The 19,482-nt window shown below is 73.7% G+C and carries 18 protein-coding genes; 11 read left to right on the top strand and 7 right to left on the bottom strand.

Annotated elements, in window-relative coordinates; genetic code table 11:
* Nucleotides 1-7: 7 nt before the first annotated feature.
* The 4 genes from EV374_RS17195 to EV374_RS17180 are packed head-to-tail and all read left to right on the top strand — an operon-like array spanning nt 8 to nt 3,908.
* Nucleotides 8-1,078 carry an ABC transporter ATP-binding protein gene (locus EV374_RS17195; protein ID WP_132236553.1) on the top strand — a complete coding sequence of 357 codons (1,071 nt, stop codon included), beginning with the start codon at nt 8-10 and terminating at the stop codon, nt 1,076-1,078.
* A complete protein-coding gene (locus EV374_RS17190) occupies nt 1,078-1,905 on the top strand; it encodes an ATP-binding cassette domain-containing protein (protein ID WP_132236551.1) in 828 nt (275 codons plus the stop codon). Before EV374_RS17195 ends, EV374_RS17190 begins: the two co-directional genes overlap by 1 nt.
* A gap of 3 nt (nt 1,906-1,908) precedes the next feature.
* On the top strand, nt 1,909-3,381 hold the full coding sequence (locus EV374_RS17185; RefSeq protein ID WP_132236549.1) for an MmgE/PrpD family protein: 1,473 nt from the start codon (nt 1,909-1,911) through the stop codon (nt 3,379-3,381).
* Nucleotides 3,378-3,908 (top strand): nitroreductase/quinone reductase family protein, encoded by a 531-nt coding sequence (locus EV374_RS17180; RefSeq protein WP_132236547.1) that lies wholly within the window; start codon nt 3,378-3,380, stop codon nt 3,906-3,908. Before EV374_RS17185 ends, EV374_RS17180 begins: the two co-directional genes overlap by 4 nt.
* Before the next feature lie 230 nt (nt 3,909-4,138).
* Here the strand turns inward: EV374_RS17180 and EV374_RS17175 are convergent, their stop codons facing one another.
* The gene (locus EV374_RS17175) at nt 4,139-5,092 is read right to left on the bottom strand and encodes a zinc-binding dehydrogenase (protein WP_132236545.1); all 954 of its coding nucleotides are present in this window, start codon (nt 5,090-5,092) and stop codon (nt 4,139-4,141) included.
* Nucleotides 5,093-5,102: 10 nt separating this feature from the next.
* Entirely contained in the window at nt 5,103-6,368 is a 1,266-nt protein-coding gene (locus EV374_RS17170; protein ID WP_132236543.1) for an FAS1-like dehydratase domain-containing protein, read from the bottom strand.
* 148 nt (nt 6,369-6,516) lie between these two features.
* Between EV374_RS17170 and EV374_RS32600 the strand changes: the two genes are divergently transcribed.
* Both EV374_RS32600 and EV374_RS17160 read left to right on the top strand, forming a co-directional pair.
* Complete coding sequence (locus EV374_RS32600) at nt 6,517-7,320, top strand: hypothetical protein (protein WP_165947813.1); 804 nt, start codon at nt 6,517-6,519, stop codon at nt 7,318-7,320.
* Nucleotides 7,317-8,132 (top strand): SDR family NAD(P)-dependent oxidoreductase, encoded by an 816-nt coding sequence (locus tag EV374_RS17160; RefSeq protein WP_132236541.1) that lies wholly within the window; start codon nt 7,317-7,319, stop codon nt 8,130-8,132. Before EV374_RS32600 ends, EV374_RS17160 begins: the two co-directional genes overlap by 4 nt.
* A gap of 113 nt (nt 8,133-8,245) precedes the next feature.
* Here EV374_RS17160 and EV374_RS17155 read toward each other — a convergent pair whose 3' ends face one another.
* The 3 genes from EV374_RS17155 to EV374_RS17145 are packed head-to-tail and all read right to left on the bottom strand — an operon-like array spanning nt 8,246 to nt 10,933.
* On the bottom strand, nt 8,246-8,848 hold the full coding sequence (locus EV374_RS17155) for a nuclear transport factor 2 family protein (RefSeq protein WP_165947812.1): 603 nt from the start codon (nt 8,846-8,848) through the stop codon (nt 8,246-8,248).
* Complete coding sequence (locus EV374_RS17150; RefSeq protein ID WP_207914270.1) at nt 8,841-9,662, bottom strand: SDR family oxidoreductase; 822 nt, start codon at nt 9,660-9,662, stop codon at nt 8,841-8,843. Before EV374_RS17150 ends, EV374_RS17155 begins: the two co-directional genes overlap by 8 nt.
* Nucleotides 9,663-9,718: 56 nt before the next feature.
* The gene (locus EV374_RS17145; RefSeq protein WP_486485824.1) at nt 9,719-10,933 is read right to left on the bottom strand and encodes an MFS transporter; all 1,215 of its coding nucleotides are present in this window, start codon (nt 10,931-10,933) and stop codon (nt 9,719-9,721) included.
* A 97-nt stretch (nt 10,934-11,030) separates the two neighbouring features.
* Here EV374_RS17145 and EV374_RS17140 point away from each other — a divergent pair, with 97 nt between their 5' ends.
* From EV374_RS17140 to EV374_RS17130, 3 genes are read left to right on the top strand one after another with little or no spacing between them, the layout of a single operon-like run.
* Complete coding sequence (locus EV374_RS17140) at nt 11,031-11,930, top strand: SDR family oxidoreductase (protein WP_486485810.1); 900 nt, start codon at nt 11,031-11,033, stop codon at nt 11,928-11,930.
* A gap of 37 nt (nt 11,931-11,967) precedes the next feature.
* A complete protein-coding gene (locus tag EV374_RS17135) occupies nt 11,968-13,116 on the top strand; it encodes an acyl-CoA dehydrogenase family protein (protein WP_207914329.1) in 1,149 nt (382 codons plus the stop codon).
* A 10-nt stretch (nt 13,117-13,126) separates the two neighbouring features.
* Nucleotides 13,127-14,272 (top strand): acyl-CoA dehydrogenase family protein, encoded by a 1,146-nt coding sequence (locus EV374_RS17130; RefSeq protein WP_132236531.1) that lies wholly within the window; start codon nt 13,127-13,129, stop codon nt 14,270-14,272.
* Nucleotides 14,273-14,350: 78 nt separating this feature from the next.
* On the opposite strand, the gene EV374_RS17125 is transcribed toward EV374_RS17130, so the two are convergent.
* Nucleotides 14,351-15,157 (bottom strand): SDR family oxidoreductase, encoded by an 807-nt coding sequence (locus EV374_RS17125; RefSeq protein WP_132236529.1) that lies wholly within the window; start codon nt 15,155-15,157, stop codon nt 14,351-14,353.
* Entirely contained in the window at nt 15,157-16,308 is a 1,152-nt protein-coding gene (locus tag EV374_RS17120) for an acetyl-CoA C-acetyltransferase (RefSeq protein ID WP_132236527.1), read from the bottom strand. Before EV374_RS17120 ends, EV374_RS17125 begins: the two co-directional genes overlap by 1 nt.
* Before the next feature lie 173 nt (nt 16,309-16,481).
* On the opposite strand from EV374_RS17120, the gene EV374_RS17115 reads away from it, so the two are divergent.
* Together EV374_RS17115 and EV374_RS17110 are read left to right on the top strand one after the other, a co-directional pair.
* On the top strand, nt 16,482-18,095 hold the full coding sequence (locus EV374_RS17115; RefSeq protein WP_486485809.1) for an acyl-CoA synthetase family protein: 1,614 nt from the start codon (nt 16,482-16,484) through the stop codon (nt 18,093-18,095).
* A 76-nt stretch (nt 18,096-18,171) separates the two neighbouring features.
* The gene (locus tag EV374_RS17110) at nt 18,172-19,392 is read left to right on the top strand and encodes an acetyl-CoA C-acetyltransferase (protein WP_132236523.1); all 1,221 of its coding nucleotides are present in this window, start codon (nt 18,172-18,174) and stop codon (nt 19,390-19,392) included.
* The last annotated feature ends 90 nt before the right edge of the window (nt 19,393-19,482 follow it).

Genomic DNA, 19,482 nt, shown 5'->3' with positions numbered 1-19,482 from the left:
AGCTGACATGGCACGTGAAACGGCATCCGGCGGGACCGCCGGCACCAGGACCGACGCCGCCACCGGCCCGGCGGCGGACCTGCTGCGCGTGGAGAACCTGAGCGTCGAGTTCCCCGCACCCTCCGGCGGGTGGCAGACGACCGTCCAGGACGTCTCGTTCTCCCTCAAGCCGGGAGCGTCGTTGGCTCTCGTCGGCGAGTCCGGGTCGGGTAAGACGGTGACCTCGGTCGCGGTGATGGGTCTGACCGAGGCGACCGGCGGGCGGATCGCCTCGGGCCGGATCGTCTTCGACGGCACGGACCTCACCGCGGGCACCCGGAAGCAGTGGCGGAACCTGCGTGGCCCCGGCATGGGCATGATCTTCCAGCAGCCCATCCGCAGCCTGAACCCGGCCTACACCGTCGGGGACCAGATCGCGGAGTCGGTGCGCAGGCACCTGGGCATGAACCGCCGGCAGGCCCGGGCCCGTGCCGTCGAGATGCTGGAGCTGGTGCAGATCCCGCGGGCGGCGCAGCGGGTCGACGAGTACCCGCACGCGTTCTCCGGCGGCATGTGCCAGCGCGTCATGATCGCGATGGTCATGGCGTGCAACCCGCGCCTGCTCATCGCCGACGAGCCGACGACGGCGCTCGACGTGACGGTGCAGGAGCGGATCCTCGAACTGCTGCGGGACCTGCAGGAACAGACCGGCGTGGCGCTGCTGTTCGTCAGCCACGACCTCGCGGTGGTGGCCGAGCTGTGCCAGCAGGTCGTGGTCATGTACGCCGGCGAGGTGGCCGAGAACGCGCCCTCGGAGCAGATCTTCTTCCATCCGCGGCACCCCTATACCTCCGGCCTGATCGGGTCGATCCCGAGGCCGGGCGTGAGCACCGGCCGGCGGCTGCACTCGATCCCCGGTGGTATCCCGGCCCCGGGTGCCTGGCCGCACGGGTGCCGGTTCAGCAGCCGGTGCGAGTTCGCCCAGCCGGGCCGGTGCGACGTGGCCCACCCGGGCCTGGTCCGGGTCGACGGCGCCGCCGGGCACGACGCGCGGTGCGTACGCGTCGCGGAACTCTCTCTGGACGGAGTGACGGTCTGATGAGCCTGCTCGAGGTCGACGGCCTCACGAAGTCGTTCAGCTCCGGCCGGGACTGGCTCGGCCGGCGTACGAAGTGGTCGCACGCGGTCAAGGGGGTGAGCTTCACCCTGGAGCGCGGTGAGTGCCTCGCGGTCGTCGGCGAGTCCGGCGCGGGCAAGTCGACGGTCGGGCGCATGGTGCTGCGCCTCATCGAGCCGGACGCCGGGTCGGTGACCTTCGACGGGATCGACGTGCTGGCCACGAAGCGGATGCGCGAGCTGCGCCAGCGGATGCAGATGATCTTCCAGGACCCGTACAGCTCGCTCGACCCGCGGATGACGATCAAGGACGCGGTCGCCGAGCCGATCCTCGTGCACACCGACAAGGACAGGGTCACGCGTGAGCGGGAGGCCGTCGAGCTGCTCGACAGGGTCGGTATCGGCTCGCGCTACCTGGAGCGCTACCCGGCGGAGCTGTCCGGCGGGCAGTTGCAGCGGGTCGCGATCGCCCGGGCGCTGACGATGAAGCCGAGCCTCATCGTGTGCGACGAGCCGGTCGCGGCGCTGGACGTGTCGGTGCGGGCGCAGGTGCTCAACCTGCTCCGGGAGCTGCAGGAGGAGCTGGGCCTGGCGTACCTGTTCGTCTGCCACGACCTGGCTCTCGTCGAGGTCATCGCCGACCGGGTCATGGTGATGGCCTCCGGCGAGGTAGTGGAGACCGGCACCACGGAGCAGATCTTCGCCAGCCCGCGGCACGAGTACACACAGAAGCTGCTCGCGGCGATCCCCGTGCCGCTGCCGCGCGACGCGCAGGGCAACCGGCTCGTCGCGCCGGGAAAGGTGGGCTGAACGGTGACCGGCGCGACGGGACCCACCCGGACGCAACAACTCGCGCGGTTCGCGACGACGACGCGCGACGAGGACGTCCCCGAGTCGGTGCGCGACTACGGCAAGCTCGTCCTTCTCGACTCGCTCGTCTGCGGGCTGGCGGCGGTGCGGTTGCGACGCAGCCGCATGGTCCAGCGGGTCGCCGCCCGCTTCGGCGGCCCGGCCGAGGCGACGGTGTTCGGGCTGGGGCAGCGGGTCGCGGCGATCAACGCCGCGCACGCCAACGCGGACATGATGAACGCCTTGGACGCGGACGACACCTTCTTCAACTCGGCGCACTTCGCGGTGTTCGGGGTCGCGGCCGGACTGGCCGAGGCCGAGCGGCTGCACGCCGACGGGGCGAGCCTGCTGCGCGCGAGCATCATCGCCTTCGAGATCAACGCGCGGCTGAACCTGTCGACCTCGCTGATGGCCTTCTCCGACGGGCAGTTCCGCTGGTCGCCGCTGTCGTCGCACGGGTACGCCTCGATGGGCACGGCCGCGGCGTGCGCCGTCGTCGGCGACTGGGAGCCGGAGCGCCTGACCCACGCGCTCGGCCTGGTCGCCTGGCTGGCCCCGCCGGCGAAGAACTCCTACATGGCCGAGCGGCGTTCGTTCAACGCGTTCAAGTACGGCCCGTACGGCGCGATCGCGCACGCCGGGATGCTCGGCGCGGCGCTCGCCGAGGAGGGCTACACCGGCGACCTGGACGTGCTGGACCGCACCCCGGGCTTCATCGAGGCGATGGGCTTCCTCGGCGGCGAGCGGCACGAGATGGTCGCCGGCCTGGGGTCGACGTGGTGGATCAGCGAGACGTCGCTCAAGCCGTACCCGACGTGCCGCTTCACCCACGCCGCACTCGACGCGATCCGCGCGTTCCCGAGCACCCACGGGGTGCCGGTGTCGCAGATCGAGTCCATGGAGATCCGGCTGAGCCCGGCGGCCTACCGGACGTTGCAGTTCAGGGAGCCGGCCCCGCGGATCCCCGACACGCTCGTCGCGCCGCTGGACGGCGCCTTCAACATGCCGTACGCCGCGGCGCTGGCGTTGCTCGGGCACCCCCCGGGGCCGCAGTGGTACGACCCGCAGCGGCTGGCCGATCCCGAGGTGTGGGACCTGGCGCGCCGCATCACGACGGCGCCCGACCCGGTGCTCGACGCCGAGTGGGAGGCCGACCTCAGGGAGCATCCGGGTGGTCAGATCCGCCGGACGCGCGGCGCGCTGACGATCCGGGCCGGCGGCCGGGAGTACGTCGTCGAGTCGGACTTCGCCCAGGGCGACCCGTGGGACGTCGCGACGCGGGCCGACTGGGACTTCGTGGCCGGCAAGCTGGCCACGTTCTGCGACGGGATCCTCGACGCGGGCACGCAGGAGCAGCTCGTCGAGGTGGTCCGGGGCATCGAGGACGTCGCCGACGTCGCCGGGACGCTGTCACCGTTGCTGGCTCGGGCGCGATGAGCCGGGGGAAGCGGATCGGTGCGGAGACGAGGTCGTTCGCCTCGTACGGCCGGTCGTGGCTGATCGTTATCCGTGGGCCGCGCGGGATGGCGTTCGACCGGTTCCTGGTGCGACGGACCGGGTTCTCGCTCGTGTCGTTGCAGTACGCGCTGGCGGGCCGGTTCCCGTACCACCCCACGCTGCTGCTGACGACGGTGGGCCGCCGGTCCGGGCAGCTGCGCGACGCGGCGTTGCCGTACGTGCCGCACGGGCCGGACCTGGTGGTCGTCGGCTCCAAGGGTGGCGGTCCCACGGACCCGGCCTGGGTGGTGAACGCGCGTCACCACGACCTCTGCTGGATCGTCCTGCGGCGCCGGACGATCGCGGTGCGGGCGCGGGTGACCGACGGGGAGCGCGACCCGGAGCTGCTCGCGCACGTCGTGGCGCAGAAACCGAACGTGGGGCGCTACGCCGAACGGGCCGCGGGCTTCGGGCGGCAGATCCCGCTCGTCGTCCTGTCCGCCGTGTCGGGGGAGCCGCTCACGTAGTGCCTCCGTCTCTGCGCGTTGATCGGTAACACTGGCGTGGTGTCTGTCGGCGGAGGACCCACATGCGGGGCGCTTTCGAGCTGATGTCGTAGACGATTCACGGCCCTCTGGTGCCACAGCGGCCCGGACGACGCCTTGATGTCACAGACGACTCAGCTCGACAGCGTCACGCGACCCCTCCCCGCCCGCAGACCGGCTCGGCGGCCGCCACCGCCCCACCGCGGCCCCGCTCAGCCGGTCGTGAGGACGATCCGCCCGACGAAATCGGATGCCTCCAGCCGGTCGTGCGCGGCCGCGGCATGCGCGAGCGGGTACGTGGCGGCGACTGCCGGGGTGGCGGCGACGGCCGAGAGGGTGAGGGCCTCGCGTAGCTGGCGGGCCACCGCCTCGGGCCCGGGCCGGCCGATGCCGCGCAGCGTCCAGCCCCTGACCATGAGTCGACCCAGGTGCAGGTGGGCGTGGCTGTCGGCGGTGACGCCGCAGGTGACCAGCCGCCCGCCGGGGGCGAGGACCTTGAGCACGTCGGACCACAGGGTGCCGCCGACCGACTCAACGACGACGTCGGCCTCGCCGCCGGGCAGGGCGGCACGCAGGGACTCGACGACGTCGGGGCGGTAGTGGTCCACGACGTCGAGGGCGCCGAGGGTGCGTACGGCGTCGGCCTTCGCCGGGGCGCTGGTGCCGACGACGCGCGCGCCCAGGTGGTGGGCGTACTGGACGGCGAAGGTGCCGACCGCGCCCGCGGCGGCGACGACGAGGACCCGGTCGCCGGGGCGCACCCCGGCGAGGTTGACGACCGCGTCGTAGGCGGTGCGTCCGGCGGTGGGCACCGCCGCGGCGTGGACGGCGTCGAGCGCGGCCGGCCGCGGGAGGCAGTGCGTGGCCGGGACGACGGCGAGCTCGGCGTGGGTGCCGGTGGCCAGCCCGACGACCGCGTCGCCGGGAGTGAGGCCGGTGACGCCGGGGCCGGTCCGCACGACGGTGCCGGCGACGTCCCGGCCGAGGACCGTCGGCCCGGTGACCGCCATTCCGTGGGTGCCGCGACGGATGTACGTGTCGACGCGGTCCAGGCTCGCCGCCTCGACCCGTACGAGCACCTGACCGGGGCCGGGCGTCGGGGCCGCGAGCCGACCGAGACGCAGGCTGTCGGGGGAGCCGGAGTCGACGACGTAGCTGGCGAGCACGGGGTTCCTCTCAGGGCAGGGCGAGGGTGGCGGAGGCGATGACGTGGTCGCCGAGGCTGTTGGTGCCGCGGACGTCGACGGTGACGTGCGTTCCCCCGGTGGCCCCGGGCGCCGGCTCCAGGCCGGTGACGACACCGTCGAGGGTGCAGGTGTCGCCGGGGTGGTTCTGCGCGGCGAGGCGGGTGCGGAAGTCGACGACGCGGGCCTCCGGCCCGGCCCAGTCGGTGAGGTAGCAGTTGACCAGCGCGCTCGAGCCGAGGATGTTCATGTAGACGTCGCGGGCGCCCCGCTCGAGGGCCGCGTCGCGGTCGAGGTGCACGTCGTTGAAGTCGAAGGTCGCGGTCGCCAGCGCCGCGATGGACAGCTGGGTGACGGGGACCGGCCAGGGGGCGAGGCGTTGACCGGTGCTCACCTCGGCCCCGGTGCGGGTGCTCGTGCGGCGTTCGGGTCGCGGGGCGGTGAGGACCGGCAGGGTCTGGCCGTCGCGGGTGCGTCGATGGGCCACGACGACCGGCATGCCGTCGTACACGAGGTCGGGGCGCAGGTCCACGACGTCCGCGCTGAGGCGGGTCCCGTCGGCGAGCGCGGCGGTGCCGACGAGGTAGGGGCGCTCGTCGAGGGGGGCGGCGGCGTAGCCGGGTTGCAGGTGCGCGGTCAGGGTGCCGGTGGTGCCGGCGGGCGGCGGGTCGGTCGGGGCGGCGCCGACCGGGCGTACCGGCCGGGCGAGGCGGTCCCCGGGCGCCGCCGGGGCCTCGGCCCGGGTCGCCGGGTTCCAGCGGAGCATCCGCAGGACGACGCGTCCGACCGGCTCGCCGTCGAGGGTGCGGTATTCGCTCACGAGGTCGACGAAGTGTCCCCGGCCCAGGCGGGTGGACTTCTCCGGGGAGACCGCGCCGATGGAGGGGAACTGCTGGAGGTGGTCGCCGGGGCGCAGCGGGCGTACGTAGGTGTGCTCCGTCTGCACCGCTGCCACCGAGGTGAAGCCGCGTTCGGCGAGGACCTCGTTGACCCGGTCGAGGCTCTCGGCGTGGCGGTGGCTGCGCCGGTTGCCCGGCAGGGTCCACATGTTCAGCGAGGTCGCCGGGGCCACGATGCCGCCCCAGGCGGAGCGGGCGGCCCACCGCGGGTCCTGGTAGGCGGGGTTCTCGTCGCCGACGGCGTCGCACCAGATGCGGATGGCCGCCTCGGTGACCGCGTCCTTGGCCCGGCGCGGCGGGTCGGTGAGGCCGATCAGGGCGTCGAGTCGGGCGCGGAAGTCCGCGTCGCTGGCGGTCATGGGACTCCTTCGCGGACAGCGATGTCTACCAAGCGCTTGCTTGACCGTAGTGCCGGTGCGGCCCTAGGGTCAAGCGTCAGCGGTCGAGCGCGGCGGCGACGCCGGTCCGATCGCGCTCCACCAGCGCCCCACCGCGGAGAGGGCCGAGATGATCCCGAGCACCCCGGAGACCGCCACCCGCGCCTTCTTCTCGTTCCCGAAGGTGACCGACCCCGCCCGCCATCGCGACTACAACGCGTGGCACCAGCTCGACCACCGCCCCGAGAACCTGGCCCTGCCCGGCGTCGTCCACGGCGACCGCTGGGTGCGTACCCCCGCGTGCGAGCGGCTCGGCAGCTACCCCGACCCCACCCTCGCCGGCAGCCAGTACCTGGCGATGTACTGGTTCGCCGAGCCGGCCGCGGACTCGATCGGCGAGTGGAAGGACCTCGGCGACCGGGCGATCCACCAGGGCCGGCGTCCGGAGCTGGCCTGGACCGAACGGCCGATGACCCGGATGTTCCGCCCCGTCCGGGGCTACGTGGCCCCCCGGGCCCTCGTCACCCTCGCCGCCCTGCCCTTCCGGCCCCACCGCGGGGTGCACGTCGAGGTGAGTCGGGTCGAGACCTCCCCACACCCCAATGTGGCCGACCTGTCCCAGTTCGAGCACGGGACCCAGGTCCCCGACCTGCTCGCGCGCGACGGCGTCGCGGGCGTGTGGACCTTCCGCAGCGCCCCGAGCCGCAGCGACCCCGACGGACCGGTCACGCGCATCCGCCTCACCTACCTCGAGGCCGACCCGGTCGAGTTCGCGCGGGCCCTGGCCGCGGATCCGCTGCCGGCCCCGCCCGCGGCGCTCGCCAGCACGGCCACCCCGCTGCTCACCGGGCCCCTGGCCACCATCACCCCCTGGGAGTGGGACTGGTTCGACGAGCGCAGCGCCGCCGCGACGGACAGCGGGACGGGGTCATGAGCGGGGCCGCCGGCCTGATCGGCCTGCGCGAGCGCTACGGGCCCTGGGCCCTGGTCGTCGGCGGCTCCGAGGGCGTCGGCGCCGCGTTCGCCGAGCAGCTGGCCCGGGCCGGCCTCGGCATCGTGCTCGTCGCCCGCAAGCCCGAGGCCCTCGATGAGGTCGCCGGCCGGGTCCGGGCCCACGGGGCCCCGTGCCGCGTGCTCGCACTGGACCTGCTCGACGCGGACGCGACCGCCCGGATCGTCGGGGCCGTCGCCGACCTCGACCTCGGCCTGCTCGTCCTCAACGCCGGCGCGAACACCTACCGCAGCCGCTTCGTCGAGGCGGATCTCGCCCGGGTCCAGGCCGTCATCGATCTCAACGTCACCCGCCCGCTCGAACTCTGCCGGGAGTTCGGCGCCCGGCTCGCCGCACGCGGGCGCGGCGGCATTCTCGTCGTCGGCTCCTCGGCCGGCTACCTCGGCCACGCCGACATCGGCGTCTACGCGGCGGCCAAGGCCTTCGCCCGGATCTTCACCGAGGGCCTGTGGCTCGAACTCGGGCAGGTCGGCGTCGACGTGTTGCACCTCGTGCTCGGGCTCACGGCCACTCCCGCCATGCAGCGGGCGGGCCTCGATCTCACCGGAGCGGCCGACCCGGCCGACGTCGCCGCCCAGGGGCTGGCAGCCCTGGGCGCCGGCCCGGTACACGTCGTGCGCCAGCAGGCCGAGGTCGCCGCGCGGCGTTCCGGCCCGGACCGGGCCGCCCTCGTCGCCGGCAACCACGGCGGAATGCGCGCGATGCTCGGCGGGTCGCGGCCCGACCCGAGCTGACGGCCCGATCCGAGCTGACGGCCCGATCCGACGGCTAAGCACCGATCCGACGGTTAGGCAGCCGATCCGGCGGCTAGGCAGCCGACCCGGCGGCTGAGCAACCGATCCGGCGGCTAGGCACCCAGGCCTGCGGGCGGCCACGGGCGGCTGACCGGGTCGGACCCGTCGCGGGTTCCCCGCAGCGAGGCCTCGGGGATCGGCCACTGCCCGGCGAGGTCGTCGACCCGCTGCCACTCCGAGACGGTCAGACGTTCCCGCACCCGCCACTCGCCCGCGCGCCGGGTGACGAGGTCGACGTGGCGGAACCCGCTGACGAGGTTGCCGTGCGGCGGCTCCGACGCGCTGCGCTGGAACGCGATGCCGTACGTCTCGGCCCGGGCGCGGTCCGGGTCGGTCGGGTCGAGCTCGACCAGGACGTTCGTCAGGTAGTGCATCGTCATGGTGCGCCGCGCCACGAGCGCGAAGACCGCGTCCAGCGTCGTGTCCCGGTCGGCCACGGTCCCGCCGAGGGTGATCCGGGCGTCCGGGTGGAAGGCGCTCGCGGCGAGCTCCCGGTCCATCCGGTCGACCCCGCGCGCGTAACGCAGCAGGGCCCGCTCGATGGCCCGCTCGGCGAGCAGCACATCCAGCCCGACCGAGCCGGCGACCCTGGTCGCCGTGTCCCCTTCGTCACAGGGGCCCGACATCGACGGGAAGGACCGGGGCTGCTCAGACACCGAAGCCCCCGTCGACGTCGAGCTTCTGCCCGGTGACGAAGCTGGCCCGGTCGCTGGCCAGGAAGCAGGCGGCCTCGGCGACATCGAGGGCGGCACCGAAACGCCGCAGCGGGGTCGAGGAACGGGCGACGGCCAGGGCGCGTTCGTCGAGGTCCCCCGAGGCGATGAGCCGCTCGGCCATTCCGTCGGTGAGCATGCCCGGCCCGACGCAGTTGAACCGGATGCCGAAGCGGCCCTCCTCGTTGGCGAAGGCCCGCACGAGCGCCTCGACCGCCGCCTTCGGCGCGGCGGAGAGGCCGTCCCGGGTGGGGTAGCGCGCCGTCGCCGCGGTCGTGATCGCCACGACGTTGCCGCGGCTTTCCCGCAGGGCCGGCAGACAGGCCGAGACCAGCGTGAAGAAGGCTGTCGTGTCGTTGGCCACCTGCGTGGCGAACTGCCCGGGGCTCACCGTCGACAGGTGCCGCATGGGAACGTGCGGCCCGGCCGCGTGCACGATCGTGTGCAGCGGACCGTGGTTTCCGGTGAGCTCGGTCACGAGCGCGGCGGTGGCCTCGGCGTCGGTGAGGTCGAGGTGGTGCGCCGAGTGCGTGCCGGACGCGACGGGCGGCAGTTCGTCGCACACCTGCCGGGCCGCCTCGGCGTTGCCGCGGTAGGTGATCGCCACCGCCGAGCCCCGGCGGGCCAGCTCGAGGGCGACGACGCGGCCGATGCCGCCGCTGCCGCCGGTGACGAGCGCGAACCCGGTGCGGTGGGCGAAGTCGGCGGGCACGGGCAGCGCCGCCGCGGGTGTGGTCGGGGGGGACTGGTCGGTCACGACGAACTCCTGGAAGGGGGCGGTGGGTCGGCAGGGAGCAGGAGGGGCCGGGGCGGTCACGTCGCGGGCAGGGGAGCGGTGCCCCCGCGCCGCAACCACACGATCACCGTGATCGCCGTCGCGAGGCACGCGGCGGCGTACAGCAGGAAGGCGGTCGCGGAGCCGAACCACGTGCTCAGCCCGCCGAGCAGGAGGGCACCGAACGGCATGCCGCCCCAGCCGAGGAAGTAGAGGCTCATCGCCCGGCCGCGCTGCGCGTCGTCGACGACCCGCTGGACGACCGTCTGCAGGATCACCATGGCGCCGATGCTGAACGAGCCGCACAGCAGCGCGGCCCCCGCGAGCACGGGAACCGTCGTCGCCGCCCCGAGCAGCGCGGTGCTCACGGCGAGCAGGCCGAGGGTGGCCGCGGCGTGCCACACGGTGGCGACGCGCCCGGAGAGACGGGCCACGACGAGGACCCCGAGGAACGAGCCCAGCCCGGTCAGGGCCACGAGAATGGGGAAGACCGTCTCCGGATGGTCCGAGACCGAGGTCGCCCGGATGGCGAGCTGGGTCGTGAAGGTGCACCCGAAGAAGGCGTTGACCCCCACGATGACCAGGCAGAGCGCGGCCGGGGGCCGCTCCCGGGCGTGCCGGATGCCGGCGCGGACCTGCGCGGCCAGGCTCTCGCGGACGACGGGGGTGGCCGGCGGGACGCGACGGGTGCGCACCGCGACGGCGGCGGCCACCGCGGCGAGGCTGAGCGTCGCGTACATCACGAACGTGCCCAGCGGTCCCCAGGCCACGAGGATCAGCCCGGCGACCGCGGGGCCGATCGAGCGGGCGAGGTTGAGCCCGGCGGCCTGGATCGGGACGGCGGTGCCGAGCGCCTCGGCCGGGACGGTGTTGGCCACGAGGGCCTGGGTCACCGGGGACAGGAAGCTGATCCCGGTGCCGGCGAGGAAGGCGAGCCCGAGCAGCACGGGCAGGTCGACGACCCTGGCGGCGACCGTCGCCGCGCAGACCCCGGCCAGGGCGCTCGTCGCCAGGAGCACGCCGATCTGCAGCCGCCGCCGGTCGAAGGCGTCGGCCAGCACCCCGGCGGGGATGGAGAAGAGCGTGAACGGCACGAGCAGGCAGAAGAAGAGCGCGCCCATCGTCGCCGGGGTGCCGTCGACCTCGGTGAGCACCGACTGGAAGGCGATGTTGCAGCCCCAGTAGCCCGCCTGGGACAGCACCAGGGTCAGGAGTACGAAGCGGAAGTCTCGGAATCGCAGGGCCGAGAACATCGTCACGTGGTCCGCCGTCCTTCTGTCGTTTCGCGGACCCTACCAAGCGCTTGCTTGCATAGCTAGTGTCGGATGTGGTTTTCTGGCGGCACCACGAGTGAAGGGGCGTGTCGTGAGCGGCTTCTGCGTAGGACGAACGGTGATCGTGACCGGTGCGGGACAGGGGCTGGGCCGGGCGCACGCCCTCGAGTACGCCCGGCAGGGCGCCGACGTGGTCGTCAACGACGTCGAGAGCAGCCGGGAGGCGGCCCGGGCCGTCGTCGACGAGATCCGCGCAGCGGGCGGTCGCGCGGTCGTCAGCACCGGCGACGTCAGCGACTGGGCCTACGGCGAGCGCCTCGTGCGCGAGACCGTCGAGACCTTCGGCGGGCTGCACACCCTCGTCAACAACGCCGGCATCAACCGCGACCGGATGCTCGTCAACATGAGCGAGCAGGAGTGGGACCTCGTCCTGCGGGTCGACCTCAAGGGCCACTTCGTCCCGATGCGCCATGCCGCCGCCTACTGGCGGGACGAGGCCAAGGCCGGCCGACGGGTCGCCGCGCGCGTCGTCAACACGTCCTCCGGCGCGGGGCTCATGGGCAGCGTCGGGCAGGGCAACTACGGCGCCGCCAAGGCCGGGATCGCCGCCCTGACCCGGATCGCGGCCGTCGAGTGGGCCCACTACGGCATCGTCGTCAACGCGATCGCCCCCTCGGCCCGTACGCCGATGACCGAGGCCGTCTTCGCCGAGGCGATGGCCGCCCCCGCGACGGGCTTCGACGCGATGGACCCGGCCAACGTCTCCCCCCTCGTGGTCTGGCTCGGGTCCGACGCCGCGCAGGCCGTCACCGGAGTCGTCTTCGAGGTCGCCGGCGGCGAGGTCTCGCTCGCCGACGGCTGGCGCCACGGGCCGGCCGTCACCAGGGACGAGCGGTGGAAGCCGGAGGAACTCACCGACGCGATCGCCGACCTCGTCGCCCGCTCCGCGCCGCCGACCCCCGTCTACGGTGCCTGACATGGGTACGGACGCGGCGCGGGCCACCGGCGCACCGGTGAGCGACGAGCAGTTCCGGGCCGAGATCCGCGGCTGGCTCCACGAGGCCCTCACCGGGCCGTTCGCCGAGGCCGTCGGCACCGGCGGCGAGGGACGCGAGCACGAGGCGCACGAGCTGCGCCGCGAGTGGGAGCGCCACCTGGGCCGGGCCGGCTGGATCGGCCTCGGCTGGCCCAGCGAGTACGGCGGTCGCCCCGCCACCCTGGCCCAGCAGGTCATCTACCACGAGGAGTACGCCCGCGCCGGCGCCCCCGGCCGGCTCGGGCACATGTCCGAGCAACTGCTCGGCCCGACCCTGCTGGCGTTCGGCACGCCGGAGCAGAAGGCGCGGTTCCTGCCCGGCATCACCAGCGGCGAGGACATCTGGTGCCAGGGCTACTCCGAGCCCGACGCCGGCTCGGACCTCGCCGGGGTGCGCACCCGCGCCGAGCGCCGGGGCGACAGCTACGTCATCACCGGGCAGAAGGTGTGGACCTCGCTCGCGCACCTGGCCGACTGGTGCTTCGTGCTGTGCCGCACCGACCCGAACTCGACCCGGCACGCGGGCCTGTCCTACCTGCTCGTGCCGATGGACCAGCCCGGCGTCACGGTGCGCCCGATCACCCAGCTGACCGGCACGAGCGAGTTCAACGAGGTCTTCTTCGACGGGGCCGTCGCCGCCGTCGAGCACCGCGTCGGCGCCGAGGGCGAGGGCTGGAAGGTCGCCATGGGCACCCTGGGCTTCGAGCGCGGCGTGTCCACCCTCGGCCAGCAGATCGGCTTCCGCCGGCGCCTCGACGCCGTCATCGCCCGGGCCCACGAGAACGGCGCCTGGCAGGAGCCGGCGCTGCGCGACCGCCTCGTCGAGGCGTACATCGGGCTCGAGGTGATGCGGCACACGGCGGTGCGGCTGCTCGCGTCCGCCGGTGCGGGGCTCTCCGGCCTGGAGGCGTCGATCTCCAAGCTCCAGTGGGCCACGTGGAACCGCTCGCTCGGCGAACTGGCGGTCGACATCGAGGGGGCCGGGGCGCTGCTCACCGGGCCCGGGTACGAGCTGGACGACGCCCAGACCCACTTCCTCTTCAGCCGCGCCAACACGATCTACGGCGGCTCCAACGAGATCCAGCGCAACATCATCGCCGAGCGCCTGCTCGGTCTGCCCCGATGAGGTGAGGACGATGACCGAAGCGAGCGCCGGACCCCACCCCGTGGCCGAGGCGTGGCGTCCCGAGGCGGCCGAGGAGGTGGCCCAGGTCCGCGCCTCCGTCGTCGAGGTGCTCGACGAGCGGGCCGACCTGCGCCGCACCCACGAACTCATGGTCGGGGCGCTGGGCCACGACCCGCGACTGCACGAGCTGCTCACGGCCGAGCTGGGCCTGCTCGGCCTCGTCGTGCCGGAGCACCTCGGCGGGCTCGGCCTCGACGTGTCCGCCGCGACCGCCGCCATCGAGGAGCTCGGGGCCCGGCTCGTGCCCGGCGCGCTCGCGACGAGCCTCACCGCGGTCCTCGCCGCCCGCGCCCTCGGCCCGAGCGCCGAGCCTCTGCTGGCGCGCGTCGTGGCCGGGCAGTTGACCCTGGCCAGCGCCCTCGCCGAGGACGGCGCGGGCTGGGACCTCGAGCGGACCGCCACCCGGGCCACCGGCACCGGGGACGGGTGGGCGCTGACCGGCACCAAGACCCTCGTCGCCGGGGTCGAGGCCGCCCGGGTCGTCCTCGTCACCGCCCGGGACACCGGCGGTGGGCTCGGCGTCTACGCCGTCGACCTGGCCACCGACGGGGTGGACGCGCGGACGCACATGACGCTCGACCAGACCCGGCGGCTGAGCACGGTTCGCCTCCGCGAGGCCGCCGCCACCCGGGTCGACGCCCCCGGCGGCGAGGGGCCCCGGGTGCTGCTCGACCACGTGCGCGCCATGCTCGCGCTGGAGTCGGCCGCCGCCGCCCGCGCCTGCCTCGACCGCACCGTCGAGTACCTCAAGGTCCGCGAGCAGTTCGGCCGCCCGATCGGGTCGTTCCAGGCCCTCAAGCACCGCTGCGCCGACCTCGCCGTCGCGGTCGCCGGGGCGCGGGCCACGGCCGAACACCTCGTCACGACGCTGCGCACCGGGGCCGCCACCCGCTCGCACGACGCGGCACTGGCCAAGCTCGTGTGCACCGACACGCTGATGACCGTCGCCGCCGAGGCGATCCAGCTGCACGGCGGCATCGGGTTCACCTTCGAGCACGACGCGCACCTGTTCTTCAAGCGCGGCAAGTCGGCCCAGCTGCTGGCCGGCTCCCCGGCGGCGGTCCGGGCCGAGGTGGCGGCGCTCGCCGGTCTCTGAGCCGGCCGCCGACAGCGCATGACGGAGGGGTCCGCACCGGCCGGTGCGGACCCCCCTGTCGTACGTTGCCCGGCGGGCTCAGCCGAGCGGGCCGGTGCCGGGCGGCTGGGCGGCCAGGTGCCGCGACGGGATCTCACCGCCCCCGGCGACGACGATCTCCGTGCCGGTGACGTAGCCGGCCAGCGGCGAGGCGAGCAACAGGCAGGCCGCGGCGACGTCGGCCGGGGTGGCCATCCGCCGCATGGGGATCGTCCGGGCCACCCGGTCCTGTCCCGCCTCGTCGCCGTAGTAGAGGTGCGACAGCTCGGTCCGCACGAGACCCACCGTCACCTGGTTGACCCGTACGGCCGGCGCGAAGTCGAGCCCGAGGCACCGGGTCAGCATCGTCAGGCCCGCCTTGGCGGCGGCGTACGCGGCGGTGTCCGGGGCCGGGTTGGCCCCGGCGACCGAGCCGATGTTGATGATCGTCCCGCTGCCCTGGCGCTGCATGACCTCGTTGGCCTGCTGGGCGACGTAGAACGGGGCGAGCAGGTTGAGCGTGACGATCGCCGAGACGAAGCGGGGGGAGACCGTCGCGGTGTCGGCGTTCGGCGCGCCACCGGCGTTGTTGACCAGGATGTCGAGCCGGCCGAACCGGTCCACCGCCGCCGCGACGAGGGCCCTGGCCTGCTCGGGATCGCGCACGTCCGCCTGGACGAAGACGGGCGTGCGTCCGTCGACCTCGGGCAGCTGCTCGGGCTCGCCGCGGCCGCACACGAGCACCCGCGCCCCGGCCCTGAGGAAGGTACGGGTGATCTCGGCCCCGATGCCCCGGGTGCCGCCGGTGACGATGGCGACCTGGCCGGTCAGGTCGACGCCCTCGGGCGCGGTGGGAGACTGGGTCATCAGAGCCTCTCGATGATCGTCACGTTGGCCTGGCCGCCGCCCTCGCACATCGTCTGCAGGCCGTAGCGTCCGCCGGTGCGCTCGAGCTCGTGCAGCAGGGTGGTCATGAGCCGGGCGCCGGTGGCGCCGAGGGGGTGGCCCAGGGCGATCGCGCCGCCGTTGACGTTGACCCGCTCCGGGTCGGCCCCCGTCTCCCTGATCCAGGCGAGCACGACCGAGGCGAACGCCTCGTTGACCTCGAACAGGTCGATGTCCTCGATCGACAGCCCGGTACGCCCGAGCGCGTGGGCGGTGGCCGGGATCGGGGCGGTGAGCATCCACACCGGGTCGTCGGCGCGTACCGACAGGTGGTGGATCCGGGCGCGCGGGGTGACCCCGTGCGCGGCCACGGCCCGCTCGCTCATGACGAGCAGGGCGGCGGCGCCGTCGCAGATCTGGCTCGCCGCGGCGGCGGTGACCCGGCCGCCCGGGGTGAGCGGATTGAGGCCGGCCATCTTCTCCAGGCTCGTGTCGACGCGCGGGCAGGTGTCGGTGTCGACGTCGCCGACGGCGCGGATCTCGGGGGTGAAGCGGCCCTCGGCGATGGCCCGCAGGGCCCGCTCGTGGCTGCGCAGGGCGAAGCGCTCCATCTCCTCCCGGCTGATGTCCCACTTCTCGGCGATCATCTCGGCGGAGCGGAACTGCGAGATCTCCTTGTCGCCGTAGCGCTCGCGCCAGCCTGAGGAGCCGGAGAAGGGGTCGGCGAAGCCGTACTGCTGGCCGGTGAGCATCGCGGCCGAGATGGGGATGGCGCTCATGTTCTGCACGCCCCCGGCCACGACGACGTCGTTGACCCCGGCCATGACGGCCTGGGCCGCGAAGTGCACCGCCTGCTGGCTCGAGCCGCACTGCCGGTCGACGGTGACCCCCGGCACGTGCTGCGGTAGGCCGCCGGCGAGCCAGGCGGTGCGGGCGATGTCACCGGCCTGTGAACCGATGGTGTCGACGCAGCCGAACACGACGTCCTCGACGGCGTCGGGGTCGATCCCCGAGGAGTTCATGAGGCTGGTGAGCGCGGCGGCGCCCAGGTCGGCGGAGTGGATGCCCGCGAGCGCGCCGCCGCGTCGCGTGACGGGGGTGCGGACGGCGTCCACGATGTATGCCTCTGCCACCGGGTTCCCTTCCTGCGGATGTCTCGCCGGTCGGTGCCGGACGTCGGATCGGTTGAGTCTGCGCGGCTCGCTGACGGCGTGGCCGGCGTCGCCGAGGCTAGTCTAGCAAGCGCTTGGTTGGTAGTCTGTGGCCCGCGCCAGACAAGTGACCGGCTCCGCGTGAGGAGATGTGCGTGAGTGACGTGCCGACCACGATCCCCGCCCTGCTGCGGCAGGCCGCGCAGGACGCCGCCGAGATCGAGGCCCTGGTCGACGGTGACGTACGGATGACCTTCGCCGAACTCGACGCGGCCGTCACCCGGTTCGCCCGGGCAGCGGTCGCGCACGGCCTCGAGCCGGGGGCGCGCGTCGTCGTCTGGGCCCCGAACAGCGCCGACTGGGTCGTCAGCGCCCTCGGCGTGCTGGCCGCCGGCGGCGTGCTCTGCCCCGTCAACACCCGCTTCCGCGGGGAGGAGGCGCGGTACGCCATCGCCAAGGTCCGGGCCACGATGGTCATCCTCGACGATACCTTCCTGGGTGCCGACTACCTGGCCGCGCTGCGTGGCGACGGGCCACCGCCGGCCGTCGGGCGCCCCGTGCCGCTGCTGCCCTCGTTGCGTACCGTCGTCGACCTGTCCGCCGCCGGCCGCGAGCAGGCGTGTGACGGCGTGTGGTCCCTGGCCGGCTTCACCGCGTCGGCCGACCAGGTCGACCCCGCCGTCGTCGACGGACGGATCGCCGCCCTCGACCCCGCAGGCATGGCCGACATCCTGTTCACCTCGGGCACCACCGGCTACCCCAAGGGCGCGATGGTCTCGCACGCCTCGAACCTGCGCGTCGACCGGGAGTGGGCCCGGCTCGTCGGGCTGCGGCGCGGCGACCGCTACCTCATGGTCAACCCGTTCTTCCACAGCTTCGGCTACCGGGCCGGCATCCTGGCCTGCCTGCTCATGCGCGCCACGATCATCCCGGTCGCCGTGTTCGATGTCGCGACCGTGCTGCGTCTCGTCGAGCGGGAACGCGTCACCGTCTTCCCCGGCGCGCCCACCGTGTACACCTCCCTGCTCGAACACCCCGACTTCGGCGCCTACGACGTCAGCTCGGTACGCCTGGCCGTCACCGGGGCCACGATCGTGCCGGTGCCGCTGCTGCGCCGGATGCGCGAGGAACTCGGCTTCCGCGACGTCATCACCGCCTACGGCCTGACCGAGACGTGCGGCACCGCGACCGTGTGTCCGCCCGACGCTGACCTCGAGCGGATCTCGACCAGCTGCGGACGGGCGATCCCGGGCACCGAGCTGCGGATCGCCGGTCTCGACGGACAGGCGCTGCCGGCGGGTGAGTCCGGCGAGGTCCTCGTGCGTGGCTACAACGTGATGCTGGGCTACTTCGAGGACCCGGCCGCCACCGCACAGGCCATCGACGAGGACGGCTGGCTGCACACCGGTGACGTCGGCTGGGTCGACGAGGACGGCTACCTGCGCATCACCGACCGGATCAAGGACGTTTACATGGTCGGGGGCTTCAACGTCTATCCGGCCGAGGTCGAGCGCGTGCTGTGCGAGCACCCCGCGGTCTCCGACGCCGCCGTGGTCGGGGTCCCCGACGCGCGGATGGGCGAGGTCGGCAGCGCCTTCGTGCAGACCGTTCCCGACTGGGGTGGCGACGAGTCGGCGCTCGTCGACGAACTCGAGGCGTGGTGCCGGGACCGGCTGGCCAACTTCAAGCGCCCCCGCAGCTTCAGCGTCGTTCCGGCCCTGCCACGGACCCCGAGCGGAAAGATCCAGAAGTTCAAGCTCACCGGGTGAGCGCCGCGACACCCCGACCAGACCTGACACCGACGGCACCGCCGTCACGGGCGCCAGCCCGAAATCGGAGGACACCATGCAGGACGTAGTCATCGTCGCCGCGGCGCGCTCGCCGATCGGCCGGGCCTTCAAGGGGTCGTTGGCCTCGATGCGGGCCGACGACCTGGCCACCCAGATGGTCCGGGCGGCCCTGGCCCAGGTGCCGTCGCTCGACCCGACCCGGATCGACGACCTCATGCTCGGCTGCGCGCAGCCGGCCGGCGAGCAGGGCTGGGGCCTCGGGCGCGTCGTCGCCGTCGAGCTCGGGCTCGACCGGGTCCCGGGGACGACGGTGCAGCGCTACTGCGCCTCCAGCCTGCAGACGACCCGGATGGCGCTGCACGCCATCCGCGCCGGTGAGGCGGACGTGCTCGTCTCCGCCGGGGTCGAGGTCGTCTCGCACTTCGCCGCCGGCAAGTCCGACGGCATGCCGGACACGAAGAACCCGATCTTCGCGGCGGCGGGGGAGCGCACCGCCGCCCGCGCCCAGGGTGGCGCCGGCCCGTGGACCGACCCGCGCGACGCGGGCGAGCTGCCCGACGTCTACATCGCGATGGGCGAGACCGCCGAGAACGTCGCGAGCCACCGCGGGGTGAGCCGCGCCGAGCAGGACGAGTGGGCCGCCACGAGCCAGCAGCGGGCCCGGGCCGCGATCGAGTCGGGCTTCTTCGCCACCGACATCACGCCGGTGACCCTCCCCGACGGCACCGTCGTGGCCACCGACGACGGCCCCCGCGCCGGGGTGACCGTCGAGTCGCTCTCCGGACTCAAGCCGGTCTTCCGGCCCGACGGTACGGTGACCGCCGGCAACTGCTGCGCGCTCAACGACGGTGCGGCGGCCCTCGTCGTCATGTCCGCCCGCAGGGCCGCCGAGCTCGGCATCACGCCGCTGGCCCGGATCCTGTCCACGGGCGTCTCGGCGATCTCGCCGGAGATCATGGGTCTCGGCCCGGTCGAGGCCTCGAAGCGTGCCCTCGCGCTGGCCGGGCTCTCGATGGCCGACATCGATCTCGTCGAGCTCAACGAGGCGTTCGCCGCGCAGGTCGTCCCCTCGATCTGGGATCTCAAGGCCGCTCCCGAGCGGGTCAACGTCCACGGCGGCGCGATCGCCCTGGGCCACCCGTTCGGCCAGACCGGAGCGCGGATGACGACGACCCTCATCAACGGGCTGCGGGCCCGCGACGGCCAGTTCGGTCTCGAAACGATGTGCACGGCCGGCGGCCAGGGCATGGCGATGGTCGTCGAACGGCTCTCCTAGTACTGCAACGGCAGTAGGCGAATCGAGTTCGACTTGTGTTCGTTGGTCTGCCTGTGACGGATGTTGATGTTGCTCGGTGGCATGGGGAGT

This window comes from Micromonospora sp. CNZ303, from assembly GCF_004345505.1.
Note: the sequence above shows the minus strand (reverse complement) of the source record. Positions and strands in the feature narration are given on the sequence as shown.

What these genes read in the sequence shown, in the direction of transcription:
- EV374_RS17195 (WP_132236553.1), top strand. Translation starts at nt 8, where the DNA reads ATGGCACGTGAAACGGCATCCGGCGGGACCGCCGGCACCAGGACCGAC.
- EV374_RS17190 (WP_132236551.1), top strand. Translation starts at nt 1,078, where the DNA reads ATGAGCCTGCTCGAGGTCGACGGCCTCACGAAGTCGTTCAGCTCCGGC.
- EV374_RS17145 (WP_486485824.1), bottom strand. Translation starts at nt 10,933, where the DNA reads ATGTTCTCGGCCCTGCGATTCCGAGACTTCCGCTTCGTACTCCTGACC.
- EV374_RS17180 (WP_132236547.1), top strand. Translation starts at nt 3,378, where the DNA reads ATGAGCCGGGGGAAGCGGATCGGTGCGGAGACGAGGTCGTTCGCCTCG.
- EV374_RS17170 (WP_132236543.1), bottom strand. Translation starts at nt 6,368, where the DNA reads ATGACCGCCAGCGACGCGGACTTCCGCGCCCGACTCGACGCCCTGATC.
- EV374_RS17110 (WP_132236523.1), top strand. Translation starts at nt 18,172, where the DNA reads ATGCAGGACGTAGTCATCGTCGCCGCGGCGCGCTCGCCGATCGGCCGG.
- EV374_RS17125 (WP_132236529.1), bottom strand. Translation starts at nt 15,157, where the DNA reads ATGACCCAGTCTCCCACCGCGCCCGAGGGCGTCGACCTGACCGGCCAG.
- EV374_RS32600 (WP_165947813.1), top strand. Translation starts at nt 6,517, where the DNA reads ATGATCCCGAGCACCCCGGAGACCGCCACCCGCGCCTTCTTCTCGTTC.
- EV374_RS17130 (WP_132236531.1), top strand. Translation starts at nt 13,127, where the DNA reads ATGACCGAAGCGAGCGCCGGACCCCACCCCGTGGCCGAGGCGTGGCGT.
- EV374_RS17160 (WP_132236541.1), top strand. Translation starts at nt 7,317, where the DNA reads ATGAGCGGGGCCGCCGGCCTGATCGGCCTGCGCGAGCGCTACGGGCCC.